The following is a 14,259-nucleotide window of genomic DNA, read 5'->3' as shown; positions in this document are numbered from 1 at the left end:
TCTAGATGAAGTTGATGGTGAAGCGGCATTCAACCGGCACTGCGGACGATACCGTTGTGATACGAAGTACGTCGCACGGTTCCTTTGCCTCATAGCTACGCGAGATCCAGCCGAGCGGCGGATGCTCGGCCGCGCGCACCAGTTCGAGCTTCAGGTCGGCGCCCACGGCCTGCATCTGCAGCGTGAAGCCCTTGCCGCGCGCGGACAGGCCGGTGCTGGTCAGGCGCACGTTCAGTTCCGGCGCAAAATGCCAGAACAATTCGACCTCGTGCGGCCGGCGCGCCGCCACTTCGTCGCGCACCACCAGCGTGTGGCTGGCGCCGTCGAAGCGCACGCTGCGCACGTGGCGCACCGGGTCGGCCAGGCGCTGGTAGCCGTCGTGCGAGCCGCGGAAATCGAAGTCGTGCGGCGACTGCGGCATGCGCTCGATCGCGGCGCCGGCCTTCTTCAGCCACATGAAGCGCCCGCCGGAAACGGACTGGTCCAGGCCGTCGATGCGCACCGTGTTGTGCGCCGCCGTGCCGCGAAAATAATCGCGCCACTTCTGCGCCTGCCAGTACGAATAGGTGCCGGGATCGACCAGGCACTCTTCGCCAGCCACCGACAGCGTGAGCGCGAGCGCGTCGGCGTGGCCGTGGGCGGCAATGCCCAGGTAGCCGAGCGGGCCGCAGTCGAGCATGCCCTTGATTTCGCGCGCGGTGCCGAAGTTGGCCCCGAACAGCAGGTAGCCGCCGTCGGGGAAGGCCCAGCCGGTTTCGGTCTCGTGCGCGTCCGCGTCCGGGCGCGGGCCGGGCAGCGCGTGCAGCAGCCAGCGCGCGCCGGGATGCGCGTGGCTGCCGCCGCCGAACACCGCGTCGCCCAGCGCCAGCAGCTGGGCGGCACGACTGGCGCCAGTGGCGTCGAGCCGGAACACGGCGCCGTCATCGGCGTCGCCCACCATCGGCACGTGGCCGCCCACGTCCATCACCGAACGCAGGAAGCGCAGCGCGCGCTGCAGCACGCCCCAGTAGTTGCGCGAGAACGGCTCGCCGCTGGCCTGGCCGAGCAGGCCCGCGACGAACAGGAATTCGCTCGAAAAGACGTGGTAGGCGAAGGCCTGCTCGCGGTTGACACCGTCGCGCGCAAACTGGGCCTGGGCCTGCGTTTCGAGCTCGCGCCGCGCCTGCTCGCGCCAGCCGTGCGATGCGCGCCAGCACGGCCAGGTGCTCGACGCCACGTACAGGCCCGCCAGTTCGCCGATCAGGTGGTTGTTGGCCGACGAGTGGCGCGACAGGTGGCGCGCGATGCTGCGGCAGTGGGCGTGGATGCTGGCCAGCCAGTCGGCGCGCAGGCGCTCGCCCTCCTCGCCCGCGAACAGCGGCCCGGCCTCGCCGCCGCACAGTTGCCAGGCCAGGCTCCAGTTGATCAGGCGAATGCCCAGCTCCAGCGAACTGGTCCAGTTGGGGCCGGTCGATGGCGGGCACTGGTCGAGCCAGCTCCTGAGCTGGGCGGCCAGCGCCCTGGCCCAGCGCTCTTCGCCGGTGAGCGCCCAGGCCTGGGCCAGCCGCACCAGGTGCAGGTGGCGGTTCAGTTCCCAGATGTGCTTGATGTCGCCCACCTTGTCGCGGTCGGTCACCTGCAGGTCGCCGGCGAAGACGGCCGGCGCGGTAACGCCGCTGTCGGGGTCGCGGTTCCAGGCGGGCGGCGCGCCGACGTCGAAGCGGCGGTCGGCGAACAGCAGCACGTGGCCGGCGAGAATGCGCTCGGCATCGTCCAGCAGCGCCGCGCGCTCGGCCGCATCGAGCGCGGGCGCGCCCTGCAGGCGCAAGGTCAGCGCACGCGGCAGCGGCGGCGGCGCGCCCGCGTCGATGCGCTTGCCCAGTCTGGTCACCGCCGCCTGTTGCACCCGGTAGCCCACCTCGGCCACGGACATGCATCGCAAACGGTTCACCAGCCACGTCATGCGTGCCATACCGCTCATCCTGCCCCCTCGAGTTGATGATAGATCGCGCCCAGGCGCGCGCCGACCGCGTCCAGGCTGTAGTGTTGTTCGACCGTTGCGCGCGCGCGCCGTCCCAGTTGCGCGCACAGCGCGGGATCGTCGAGCAGGCGCGCCAGCGCGGCAGCCAGTGCGTCGGTGTTGCCGGCCGGGATCAGCATCCCGCTCGCGCCGTCCGCCACCGCCTCGGGAATCGCGCCGACGCGGGTGGCGACCACGGCGCGGCCGGCAGCCATCGCTTCGAGCAAGGCCATCGGCAAGCCTTCGGCGTAGGACGGCAGGCAGAACAGCTGAGCGCGCGCCAGCTCGGCGGCGCGGGCCTCGGGGCCGATCCAGCCGGGCAGCTCGACCCTGTCGGCAATGCCCAGCTCGGCTGCGCGCCGGCGTGCGCCGTCGAGGTCGCCGTTGCCGCCCAGCACCAGCCGCAATGCCGGAAAGCGCGGCGCCAGCAGCGCGCAGGCGTGCAGCAGCTCGTTCACGCCCTTGGCTTCTTCTACGCGGCCGAGAAACAGGATGCGGCCGGGCTCGGCCCTGCCCTGGGACACGCGCGGCAGCGGCACCGAGTTGGGCAGCACCGCCACGCAGGCGCGCGGCGCAAACTCGCGCAGGAAGGCAGCCCAGCCTTCGGACAGGGCGATGACGACGGAACTGCGCTCGAGCGTGTGGCGGATCCAGCGCCGCATCAACGGACCGGAATGTTCAGTGGCAAATTCGCGAAAGCCGCCGCCATGCAGGTGGAAGATGGTCTTGCAGCCCGCCGCGCGGGCGATGGCCAGCAGCAGCGACTTGCGCAGGAAGCTGGCGTTGGAGGCCGAGTGCACGTGCACGATGGCCGGGCGCTGGCACAGGCAGATGCGGCCGGCCTGCCAGAACCCGGACAGGGCGCGGCGCGCCTTGGCCATGCCGGAACCGTCGGCGTGGGTGGCGACGTAGCGCACGCGCTCGCGTTCGAACAGGCCGCCCTCGCGCAGCACACTCACCACGGCGGCGACACCGCCCTGCCCCTCGAGCGAGGTGCCGAGCATGAGGACGCGCGCCCGGTCCTTCACGCCTGTCCTTTCGTCACCGCCATCTTGCGCATGGTCTGCATGTCAAGACTCTTATAAATTCAGCAATGTTTCGATGTTACATTACTGTTAAAACAGGGCGCGCACGCTTCACATCAGCGCGCAAAGAAGCGGCTAGGGTGCGGCCTCCTCGACCTCGACGAATTCGAACTTGCCGTTGGGGCCGCGCGGGATCGCGTCCACCTGTTCAACGGCGACCCGCACGCCGGGCACGCGCAGCAGGAACTTGTGGATGAGCGCCGCCTCGTCCGCGCGCGAGAAGCCGGCGGCAGGCACGACGCGCAACACGAAGCGGCCGGCGCCCAGGTAGCGCACCTGCCCTTCCACCACGCGCCGGTCATGGCCCTGGAACACGCGGTCCAGGCGCGCAATCATGCGGCCGTCCGGCAGGGTGACGACCTTTTCCTGGCGACCAATGATCGCCTCGATGGTGGGGAACAGGCGGCCGCAGGGACAGGGTTCGCCGGAACCGGGCACCACCGTGTCGCCGGTGCGGTAATGCTGCAGCGGCATGGCCGCGTTGTTGAGGGTGGTGCCGACCAGTTCGGCCGTGCCGTCGCCGCGCTCGAGCAACGCCACGCCGCTGTAGTCGGTCAGCACGTGGTAGCGGCCGTGCTCGCAGCTGCCGATCGCCGCCACCCGCTCGGCCTGGCCGTACCAGTCGTACACGCGGGTGCCGAAGGCCTGCTCGACCGCGGCGCGCACCGCCGGCTCCAGCGTTTCCGACGAAGTCATGATGCCCTTGAGCGAAGGCCCGCAGTAGCGGCGCCCGGCCGCGTTGAGCCAGGCTGCCAGCGCCCCGATCGACGACGGATACGCCTGCACCAGCACCGGATCGAAGCGTTCGAGCGCGTCGATGTAGCGGCCGATGGTGTCGCTGGACAGGTGGTACGAGGACATCATCAGCGCGTTGCCGATCCAGTCGCGGCACCAGTAGCGGCCGTCGTGCGGGAAGTCGGAGCAGACGATGTCACCGCGAATCCATGCGCGCCGCTGGCCGTGGCGAAAGCCGATCCAGCGCAATTGCCGATAGACGAAAGCTTCCTCGCGGATGATGTTGCCGAGCGATTGCACGAGCGTGAGCGGCGAACCCGAGGTGCCGCTGGTGCGGATGGTGGCGCGCAGCAGCGAGCCCGGCCCGCGCGGGCGCACGAAGCGATCAGGCTGCTGGCGCAGCTGGGCCTTGGCCAGCAGCGGCGTGCCCGGCGCGACCGCCGCCAGCCGGGTGCCGTCGGCATCGACCCGCATCCCGAGCCGGCGCGCGCGCGCCGCGATGTAGCGCGCCAGCGCTTGCGCGTCGTGCTCGTTGGCCGCCAGGCGCGGGTACACGAACAGCCGGCCCCACAGATTGCGCGCCAGTTCCCGGCCCAGCGAGCGCAGCGACAACCGGAGGGAATACGACCACATGGCGCCGCCCTGGGGCAATCAGGCGTTGCGGGACAGGATGTGCTGGTAGGCCTCGGCCACGCGCTGGCCAAGGATGCCGTAGGTGCGGTTCGCGCGCACCCAGGCCGGCCCGCGCGCGGCAAAGGCGGCGGCCAGTTCCTTGTCGCGCAGCAGGCGCAAGGTGGCCTCGGCGAAGTCGTGCGCCTGCATCGGCACGCACAGCCCGGCGCCGCTGTCGTCGATGACGAGCTGCTGGTCGGGGATGTCGTTGGCCACGCTGGGGATGCCCAGCGCCAGGTATTCGACCAGCTTGGTGGGCGAGGACACGTCGTACAGGGTGCCGCGCGGGATCGGCGACAGCCCGACCTCGGCGCGCACCGCGTAGCCGAGCGCGGCGCCCTGCGGCAGCCAGCCGGTGAGCAGCACGTGCTGCGACAAGCCGCGGCGCCCGATCTCGCCGCGCATCCATGCCATTTCGTCATTGGACGGCGCGTCGCCGGCGATGACCAGCAGCACCTCGGGCATGCGCTCGCGCAGCTGCGCGGCCACGTCGAACAGGAACTCGGAGCGGCGCGCCCTGGCCACGCGCCCGAGGTAGATCACCACCCGGCGGCCATTCAGGCGCGCGTCGTCTACCGGGCGGATGCGCGCGCGGTCGAACAGCGCCGCGTCCACGCCCATCGGCACGGCCGTCATGCGGGCCCGGTCGAAGCCCTTGGCGGCCAGCCAGCTTGCCATCGACTCGCTCTGCACGAAGATGTGGCGCGCGCCCGGCAGCACCAGCCGGTAGATGACCAGGCGCGACAGCGCGGCACGCAGCGCGTGGGCCAGCCACAGCAGGCGGTTGCCGCGCGCCAGGTCGTCGCGGCGCGCCTCGAAGCCTTCGACGATCGGGAACGACATCCAGTACACGAAGGGCACGCCGAGCAGCGCGGCGGCCATGCGCCCGAGCAGGCCGCTGGCGATCTTGTCGCGCACCTGGATACAGTCGGGCCGGGCGCGGCGCCAGGCGCGCACCAGGCCAAACAGATCCCATAGCGGCGCCAGCACGCTGGCAAAGCGGCTGGCCAGGCTGCCGACGACGTGCATGCCGCCGGCGTGCCACGGCTGCGGCGCGTTGGAGCCGGACTGGCCGACGAGTTCGGTGGCGATGCCGTAGCGCGGCATTTCGGCGCCGAACAGCGTGAGCACGTCGGCGCGGATTGGCGGCAGCGGGTCGCGTACGATGAAAGCGATGGAAAGCGGCTTGCTGTGCATGTCACCCCTGGCTGGTTGCCCTGCCCCGATTCTAGCGTACCGGACCGCGCGCACGTTTCAACAACTGCAACTGGAACCGCGCTTGTCCATGCTACGCGTGCAGGGGTTCTTCGCGTCTGATGCGCGACAAGATCGGCTCAGGCGGGACGCTTGCGGCTGTCCAGCAGGGTGCGCAGGCGCGGCAGCAGGCCGGCGCTGGCTCGGCTGTCGAGCTTGCGGCAGAAGTGGGCTCGGGCGGCGGCGATGCGCTCGAAGTCGTCTTCGTCGAGGATCTTGGGATTGCGTGCGCCCCGTTCCGGCCACTGAATGTGGCGGAAGTTTTCACCCAGCACGCGCTCGCGCAGTGGCGAGTTCATCACCAGGGTCTGGAAGAACATTTCGTCTGGGCAAAGGACCGTGCGGAAGAAACGCAGCAGGCGGCGGTCCTGCCCGGCCCGCTCGACCAGCATGGCGACGCATGCGCGCGACAGCGCCCACCAGGACGAGCCGCCCCAGGGCTCCAGTCCGCGCGGCAGGCGGCGCTGGCGGCCCAGCAGGCGCAGCACGCGGTTGGCCAGGCCGCAGGCCAGGCGCTCGGGCAGGCTGCCCCCTTCGCGGTAGAAATACTGGTAGCGAAAGGCAACCGGCCAGCCTTCCTGATGCACCGGCATGGCGTCCAGCAGCTCGCGCCCGGCCAGCCGGGCCAGCTCCTGCTTCAGGCGCCCGTTGGGCAGCAAGGGGAAATCCTGCGCGCTCAGGAATACCACCTTGTCGAAATCCGGTACTTCGGCCAGCACCTGGCGCAGCGAGTTCAGGGTCGCCTCGACCTGGCTGAAGCCGCCCCAGCGCACGTCCACGCGCTGCCGGACGAGACGCGCGGCCGGATGCACCCGGGCCGGGTCGATCGCGCACTTGCGGTCGAGGTGGACGTAGATCAGGAAGTCGTCGTCGCGCAGTTGTTCGACCAGGGCGTTGAGCTGGTCGAGGTCCTTGTGGGCGTGGATCAGGAAGACTTCTTTCATCGGTGGCGCGGCATCGGCGTTTGCTTGAACAAAAAAAAATCCTCCGCGGCAGCCGCCGGCGGAGGACTTTGCCGCTGTGCACCGAGTCTAGCACGGTGCCCAGCGGGGCTGGCGCGCGCCAGCGCATCACGTCAGTTCAGGGTCACGCTCTGGCTGCCCACGGTCACGGTCTTGACGCCATTGGTGACGCTGATGCCCACGCCCGGACGGCGGCAGCCGACGTCCAGCAGCACCAGGAACTCGGCGGCGCTGTTGGCCGCGCCCTTCAGGTAGAACGCGCCGTGGTCCTCGGTCACGCCGGACTTGGGCGCGGGGCCGGTCCACTTGCCGAAGGTGGCGCTGTTGTTCAGCGAGCGCACGCACACCGACTGGTTGCCTGCCGCGATCTTCACCGACAGCGGGCTTTCGACCGTCATCACGCTGGGCGCGTGCAGGTTGAACTCATAGGTGTGGGCGGCGGTCGCGGACAGCCTGTCGCGCACCAGGATCGCGTCGTTGGCGCCGCGCAGGTGCCAGACCTGGCGCTTGGCCATCGTCAGCACGCCGGCGTAGGCCGGGGTGGCGTCGCCCTCGGAGTAATCGTAGGCCGCGTTGACCGCAAAGCCGGTGATCCTGGCGTTGTGCTGCAACTGTTCGCGGTAGCCGGCCACGTTCTGGCCCTGCCCGCCGTCGAAGGTGATGGCGTTGGACGAGCGCGTGGTGCGGTACCAGTCGGTCCACAGCGGCGAGCCGTACCAGTCGTACCAGCCGGCCTTGACCAGCAGCGGCTGGCCGGCCACCGACAGCAGCAGGCCGTTCTGGTCGCCGTGGCTGTGGTTGAACGAGCCGTACGGGCTGGACTTGAAGTACAGCGACACGCGCGAGGGGCTGGTGATGTCGCTGTGCATGGAGGCCCAGCCGATGCTCGGGAAATACGCCGAGTTGCCCGGCGCGATCTTGGTCGGGTTGGTCACCAGCGGGTACGGCAGCTGCAGGTAGGACAGCGCGTCCTCGAAGCCCGGGAGCTGGCTCATGTACCACGAAGCGCGCGGATTGACCAGGCGCGAGGCGAACGCGCGCCAGACGCGGTAGTCCGGCTCGGTGTCGTCGCCGTCGCCGAACGCGTGCACCTTCGAACCTGGCGGCACGAACTGCATCGCGTAGTCGAGGAAGCCGATGGCCCACGGCTTGGCGTACAGGTTCACGCCGGACACCTGCGACAGCGGGTCCCACAGCGAGATCGAGTAGCCGGCCGTGTATTCGGCGTAGGCGGTGCCCTGGGCGTAGCCGCCTTCCGGGCCGCTCCACGGCTCGGGAATGTTGGCATAGGCGCGGAACGAGAAGTCGAACCACTTCGGCGCGTCGGCGATGTCGCCCAGCGACAGGGTCGAGATCAGGGTCAGGAACACCATCGCGGTGTTGCCGTGCGAGTCGAACGGGTACTGGTCCAGACGCCCGCTGCCGCCGGACAGGTCGTCATAGATCACGCCGGTGCGCACCTTGACGATGTTCAGCCACTTGGCCTTGCGGGTGGCGTCCAGGTCGCCGGCCAGCAGGTCCACCGACTTGATCAGCGACAGCGCGATCTGGCGCGTGGCCTGGTCCTGGTTGGTGTAGCTGGTGGGGCCGTTCGGGTCCAGGCCGGCGAGCTGGTCGCCGCGCTTGAGCGCTTCGTTCAGGAAGATCGGGTCGCGCTTGACGCGCCACATCAGGCTGGCGGCCTCGAGCTGGCGGCTGGCCTCGTTGATGCGCTGGCGGATGTCGGTCAGCTGGGCGGCCATGGCGGCCGTCAGCGGGGTGCCGATCACCACCGGCCAGCGCGCGTCCGACAGGTCGGGCAGCGCGCCGATCTGCAGCTTGACCTCGTTGGTCAGGCGGCTGGCAAACGGGTCCAGGTCGGTGTGCTTCTGGGCGCTCCAGTCCGAGTACGGACTGAACGAGGACGGCAGCATGCGCGGGTGCGCCTTGGCCGTGATGCGGGCGCGCAGGGTCGCGTTGTCGGGCACCTCCCACACCACCGAGCGGCTGGTGATCGAGAACGCGCGCGGGGTGCTCCAGTCGGTGGTGTTGACCGGGCGCACGCGCCAGGTGTAGTTGCCCAGCGCCAGGGCCTTGGTCGGCAGGTACCAGTTGCGCGTGACCACGGCCTTGGTGGCGGTGCCGCCGACCGGGGTGATTTCGACTTCGTACTGCGCCGGCGCGGTGGGGTGACGCGCCCACGCGAAGCCGGGCGGGTTCTGCGGCTGCACCTGGTTGTTGGACGGGGCCGGCTGGACAACCAGCGGGTCAGTGGACTGGGCCCAGTCGGCGTGCGCGTTCATCGACAGCAGCAGCGACGCCAACGCCACAGCATGGGCCAGGCCTTTCCGGGGAAATTTCATGTGGATACTCCGAGAATCGTTTTGACTGGGCTGGCGGCCAGCGTGCCGGCGGGCGGCACGAATTTGCAATTGACCGCAGCGAACCGGAAGTAGCGCGGCGGCCGTCACCAACGAAAATGATGGTACAGCAAACCCAGTTGATTGGCGGAAAATTCCCCTTAGAAATCAAAGATTTTTCACAGATATCGCACAAATCCCACGCAAAGAAAACAACATTGTTCGGGCAATATTTTCAGTTCGACAAAGCTTGTTTTTGAACCGAAAAGACAAGCTGACAACAAACAGATATTTAACAATCGCGTTGCAGCTCGCGCATGCGCTTCATGTAGCGCAGGCAGTAGATGCCGAAGGCCAGCGGCGCATGGCGCAGGTAGCGGCGGCGCACCCGGAACTCTTCCTGGCGAGCCTTGATCTTGTTGGCCGAGGACACGCTGCCGGCGTGGTCGCGGAAGATCGTCAGCGCGCGGTCGATTGCCGCTGGACGCGCCACGCGGCCCAGGCGCAGCCACAGGTCCACGTCCATCGCATACTTGAGGTTCTCGTCGAACATGCCGACCCGGCGGAACGCGTCGCGCCGCACGAACACGGCCGGGTGCGCCACCCAGGCGCGGCCGGCGGCGAACGAGCGGTAGCTGTACGGCGGCATCGGATACGGCGGCACCAGCTCGCCGTCGCGCAGCACCTGCACCTTGCCAAACACCCAATCGACCTGCTCGCGCTCGAAGCGCTCGGCCACGGTGGCCAGCACGTCGTCGCTGGCGTAGTAGTCGTCCGAGTGCAGGTGCGCGACCACCTCGCCGCGCGCGGCCTCGATGCCCTGGTTCATGGCGCGGCTGATGCCGCCGCCGACGTCGCGCAGCACGCGCTTGTTGCCGGAATAGGCGGCGATCATGTCGAGCGTGGCGTCGGTCGAGCCGCCATCCACGAAAATGTGTTCGACATCCTGGCAGGTCTGGCGCTGCACCGACGCAAGGGTGTCGGCCAGCGTGGCGGCGCTGTTCCAGGTGCAGGTGACGATGGTGAATTTGGGCTTAGCCGGCATAGCACTCCAGTATCTTGGGGATGGTCTGGTACACGTCCATCGGGAATTGGTCGGGAAGCGGCGCCGTGTGCGGCGCGCGCGCGAGCTGCCCGACCAGGTGCGCGACCAGCTCGGGCATGGTGGCGGCCAGCTGCAACTGGCCGGGATAGCAGGCGCAGGCCGCCAGTTCCGGCGTGCCGCCGCGCGCCAGCGCCAGACAGGGCTTGCCCAGCGCGAGCGCCTCGATGACGGTGGTGCCGCAGGGCTCCTCCCACACCGACGGCACCACGCACAGGTGGGCGCGGGCGGCGCGGCGCACCACTTCGTCGTAGGGCCGCCAGCCGAGAAAGCGGATCGCCGGCCCCGCATGGCGCTGTTCCAGGCCGGCCTTGAGCGGGCCGTCGCCGACGATGGCGACGCGACTGCCGGCAGGCAAGTGGCCATCGAGCCAGGACAGGAACTCGCCAAAGCCCTTGCCGGCGTCGATGCGCCCGGCCAGCAGCACTTCGCCCTGCCGCACCTGCCCTGCCGGCACGGCGCGCGCCTTCAAATAGGGATAGCTGACGAAGTTGTGGATCACGCAGGCGCGCGACAGGTCGGCGCCGGGCACCGCGCGCAGGAAGGCGCGGCGCAGGAAATCGGACACAAAAATGGTCTTGTGGCGCGCAAATGCCTCGGCCGTCTCCAGACGATAGCGCCGCACCGCGCGGCCGGACAAGGCGCGCCGCAGCGGGCCAGGGCCGGGATGGATGCAGCCGGCGCACTCGCGCGCAGCGAGCGCCGCGCACGGCTGGCCGTCCTTGAAGCGCAGCGCGATCAGGCATTCGCTGCCCTGGTCGTGGCGGGTCTGCACGAAGTTCAAGGTGCCCGGCAGGTAGCGCCCGGTCATGGGCAGGTGGCCGTGGTAATGCACCACGTCGTAGCGGCCTGCCACGCGCTCGATGGCGCGCGCGATGCGGTGCGCGAACCACGGGCGCTTGAGCGGGTTGAAAAAGCCCAGCTGCGCTTCTTTCCAGCCGGGACGGCGGAACGCAAAACCGGGCAGCACGCGGCCGCGAAAGCCGATTTGCGCGGCGCTGCCCGGGCCGTGGCGGTCACTCCGGCCCATGATGTCCACCGTGTGTCCCAGTTCGAGCAGTGCATTGGCCAGGGTCACGACGTGCTGTCCCAGTCCGCCGATCCGCTCCCCCGGCAAGTCCTCGCTGACCATCAGGATGTTCACGCTGGCCTCTCGACAGCAAGCTTCTCAGCTTGGACAGGGCCAGCGCCTTGTCGTTCCGGTCGAGGACAAACAGGGCGCCGCCAGCGGCCAGCAGCACGCCGGTCAATAGCACGAGCAACACCAGGTCAAGCACGCCCGGCCGCGCCAGCGGGCGCAGCAGCATGGCCGCCAGCGCCACCAGACCCACGCCGAACAGGCTGGGCAGGTAGGCCTGCTTGAGCAGATCGGACAGGCGGCTGGGCACGGTGCGCCCGTGCACCACCACCAGCAGGCCGGCACTGAGCACGGTGGAGGTGGCCAGGTGGCCCCAGGCCGCGCCGTCGATGCCAAAGCGCGTCACGCCCAGCCAGACCAGCAGCGTGCCCAGCACCGCGCGCGCCAGCGCAAACATGCCGGAGATGCGCGGGTGGCCCATGCCGTCGTTGACCAGGGTAGGCAGGTTGGTGAGCGAATCGATGAACTGTGACAGCGCGATCAACTGCAGCACCAGCGCGCCGTTGCGGGCAAAGTCGGCATTCATCCAGTACAACAGGATCGGCTGGGCGAACACCGCCACCAGCACCAGCACCGAGGCGTTGATGAACACGATGTAGCGGTTGGCCTTGAGGTAGATGCGGTTCAGGCGCTCGTGTTCGCCGCGCGCGGCCAGGCTGCTGGCGGCCGGAAAGAACACGCCGGCCAGCCGGTACGTCAGGCTCAGGATGCGGTTGGCCAGCGTGGCGGCCACCGTATACCAGGCCAGCGGGGCCACGCCGGCCAGCGCGCCGACGATCAGCTTGTCGGCGTGGGCATAGGTGAGCGTGGCAAAGCGCGAGAAGAACGAGTAGGCGGAAAAGCCGAGCAGCTCGCGCTTCAGGCGCGCGGTGGGCATGCGCCAGGCCAGGTCGGGCACCAGGTTGCCGATCGCTTGCCACAGCATCAGGCAATTGAGCGCGCTGGCGGCAACCCGCACCAGGATCACTTCCACCAGGCCATAGCCGAACATCAGCACCAGCACGGTGGAGAGCGGCACCAGGATCCCGAACAGCACCTCGAAGCGGCTCGAGATGTCAAAGCGCATCAGCGCCTGCGGCACGCTGGAGAGGTAGTTGTCGAGCTGGGTAATGAAAAAGCCGAGCGCGGCCACTTTGAGCGTGGTCACGGCTTCCTCGTGCAGCGCGGGCGGCACCGCGTAGAGACGGGTGACAAAGGCCTCGGCGCCGAAATACAGCGCCAGCGCGCCGGCCAGGCCCAGCGCCGCATACACCAGCACGCCGAAGGTGATGGTCTCGCTGATGCGCTCGCGCTCGGCGCTGGCGTTGTACTGGGCGATGTACTTGACCGAGCCGGCCGTCACGTTGATGTCGAGCACCGCAAAATAGCCGACGATCGCGGTCACCAGCGAGTACAGGCCGTAGCCGGCATCGCCCAGCCCCTTTACCACCAGCGGCACGGTGAGCAGCGCCACCGCCGCGGGGACCACGGCGCCGGCCAGGTTGGACAGCGCGTTCTTCGCCAGGTCCAGCTTCATGCGGGCACCAGCCTGAGGCGCCGCCCGCTGGTTGCCGGCACGGGCGTGGCCGGCTGGAACACGCCCGCCGCCAGGTAAGGCAGCGCCAGGCAGATCGCAATCATCTGGGTACCGCGCACCTGCGGGATCGGGGTGCCGATCAGCATTTCGGGGATCAGGAAAGCGATCCCCGCGACGCCGGCGGTGGCCAGCGGCAGGTGCTCCGGCGGCAGACTCTTCAATGCGCGGCGGGCGAACACGATGAAGGCCGTGACCAGCCCGGCCAGCAGCACCAGCCCGGGCAAGCCGGTCTTGAGGGCGATGTGCAGCACGCCGCTGTGCACGAACGTGCCGCCGTCGGCATTGTTCTGCCAGCCGATGCGCTCGTAGCCGGTGTAGCGCCCCCAGGCGCCGATCCCGGTGAACGGCTTGGACAGGAAGTCGGCCAGCGCCAGCTTGAGCTCGAGCACGCGCTCGCTCTCGGCGCCGGTGCGACCCGATTGCATGTCGTACAGCAGGCGCGACACCACGCCGTGCGCGCCTTTGGTCTGGCCGAGCCGCTTGGACGCGGCGTACAGCAGGCCGGCGCCGATCAGCGGGCCGACGAACACGGCCACCTTGAGCCGGCGCTCGCGCGGAAAGCGCAGCATCACCACCGCCGCCGCCAGCGCAAAGCCGAGCCAGCCCGAGCGGCGCATCGCCAGCATCACGCACAGCGCGGTGGCGCAGACGGTGGCCCACTGGACGGCAAACCAGAACTGCGACTGGCGCAATCGCCCGGCCTGGCCCAGGCGCACCGCCGCCACGGCGAACGCCAGCGTGCAGACCAGGCTGTCGTTGATGTCGAAGAAGGTGAGCTTGATCGGCACCTCGTTCATGTTGGCATACACGTTGTTGGGGTCGCCACCGAACGCGGCCCAGCGCACCAGCCCGAACAGCGCGCGCGCCAGCCCGACCAGCACGATGAAGTCGCCCAGCTCGCGCGTCTGCTCCGGCGTGCGGAACGACAGCAGCAGCAGCGCCACGAGCGGCCCCATCCACACGACGTTGGAGAAGCCGGCCACCGACAGCGCGTCCACCACCTTCACGCCGGAGAACACGGCGGCCGTGGCGTGCGCCACCAGCAGCAAGAACCAGCCCCAGAACCAGGGCTTGAGGTTGCACGGCGGCTCGCGGTAGCCCTGGTAGCCGGCCGACACGCGCGCGCAGCACCAGGCCCCCAGCACGTAATAGAACACCAGCGGGAACACCAGCACCCCGGAGCCGCGCACGTACACGCTGGACATCACCGGGCTGGTGATGATGCTGCCGTAGCTGGTCGAATTCATGGTGAAGAACACCGCCAGGTACGGGTAGGCCAGAAAGCGCGGCTGCACCACGCCCACGCCGATGCCCACCACCATCAGGAGCGCGATCAGCACGACGATGATGAACGGCAGCGAGGTGTAGATGGCGATCAGGAGCGTGTCCAGGTTCAT

At 69.2% G+C, this 14,259-nt stretch carries 10 protein-coding genes; all 10 read right to left on the bottom strand.

Features of this window, described 5'->3' with window-relative positions; genetic code table 11:
* Position 1: 1 nt before the first annotated feature.
* The gene (locus NX773_RS10820; RefSeq protein ID WP_258856335.1) at positions 2-1,951 is read right to left on the bottom strand and encodes a heparinase II/III family protein; all 1,950 of its coding nucleotides are present in this window, start codon (positions 1,949-1,951) and stop codon (positions 2-4) included.
* A 5-nt stretch (positions 1,952-1,956) separates the two neighbouring features.
* Positions 1,957-3,027: a glycosyltransferase family 4 protein gene (locus NX773_RS10815; protein WP_258856334.1), complete on the bottom strand. Its 1,071-nt coding sequence runs from the start codon at positions 3,025-3,027 to the stop codon at positions 1,957-1,959.
* 132 nt (positions 3,028-3,159) lie between these two features.
* Positions 3,160-4,452 (bottom strand): phenylacetate--CoA ligase family protein, encoded by a 1,293-nt coding sequence (locus NX773_RS10810; protein ID WP_258856333.1) that lies wholly within the window; start codon positions 4,450-4,452, stop codon positions 3,160-3,162.
* A gap of 18 nt (positions 4,453-4,470) precedes the next feature.
* Positions 4,471-5,688 (bottom strand): glycosyltransferase, encoded by a 1,218-nt coding sequence (locus NX773_RS10805; protein WP_258856332.1) that lies wholly within the window; start codon positions 5,686-5,688, stop codon positions 4,471-4,473.
* A gap of 137 nt (positions 5,689-5,825) precedes the next feature.
* The gene (locus NX773_RS10800) at positions 5,826-6,689 is read right to left on the bottom strand and encodes a beta-1,6-N-acetylglucosaminyltransferase (RefSeq protein WP_258856331.1); all 864 of its coding nucleotides are present in this window, start codon (positions 6,687-6,689) and stop codon (positions 5,826-5,828) included.
* Positions 6,690-6,820: 131 nt separating this feature from the next.
* A complete protein-coding gene (locus NX773_RS10795; protein WP_258856330.1) occupies positions 6,821-9,049 on the bottom strand; it encodes a heparinase II/III domain-containing protein in 2,229 nt (742 codons plus the stop codon).
* Between the two features lie 289 nt (positions 9,050-9,338).
* Complete coding sequence (locus tag NX773_RS10790) at positions 9,339-10,091, bottom strand: glycosyltransferase family 2 protein (RefSeq protein ID WP_258856329.1); 753 nt, start codon at positions 10,089-10,091, stop codon at positions 9,339-9,341.
* Entirely contained in the window at positions 10,081-11,280 is a 1,200-nt protein-coding gene (locus NX773_RS10785) for a glycosyltransferase family 4 protein (RefSeq protein ID WP_258856730.1), read from the bottom strand. The genes NX773_RS10790 and NX773_RS10785 overlap by 11 nt, the downstream gene beginning before the upstream one ends.
* A complete protein-coding gene (locus NX773_RS10780) occupies positions 11,165-12,802 on the bottom strand; it encodes a flippase (RefSeq protein ID WP_258856328.1) in 1,638 nt (545 codons plus the stop codon). Before NX773_RS10780 ends, NX773_RS10785 begins: the two co-directional genes overlap by 116 nt.
* Entirely contained in the window at positions 12,799-14,259 is a 1,461-nt protein-coding gene (locus NX773_RS10775; protein WP_258856327.1) for an O-antigen ligase family protein, read from the bottom strand. The genes NX773_RS10780 and NX773_RS10775 overlap by 4 nt, the downstream gene beginning before the upstream one ends.

The sequence above is a fragment of the Massilia solisilvae genome, assembly GCF_024753215.1.
GTDB lineage: Bacteria > Pseudomonadota > Gammaproteobacteria > Burkholderiales > Burkholderiaceae_D > Telluria > Telluria solisilvae.
This window is presented reverse-complemented; position numbering and strand designations above follow the sequence as displayed.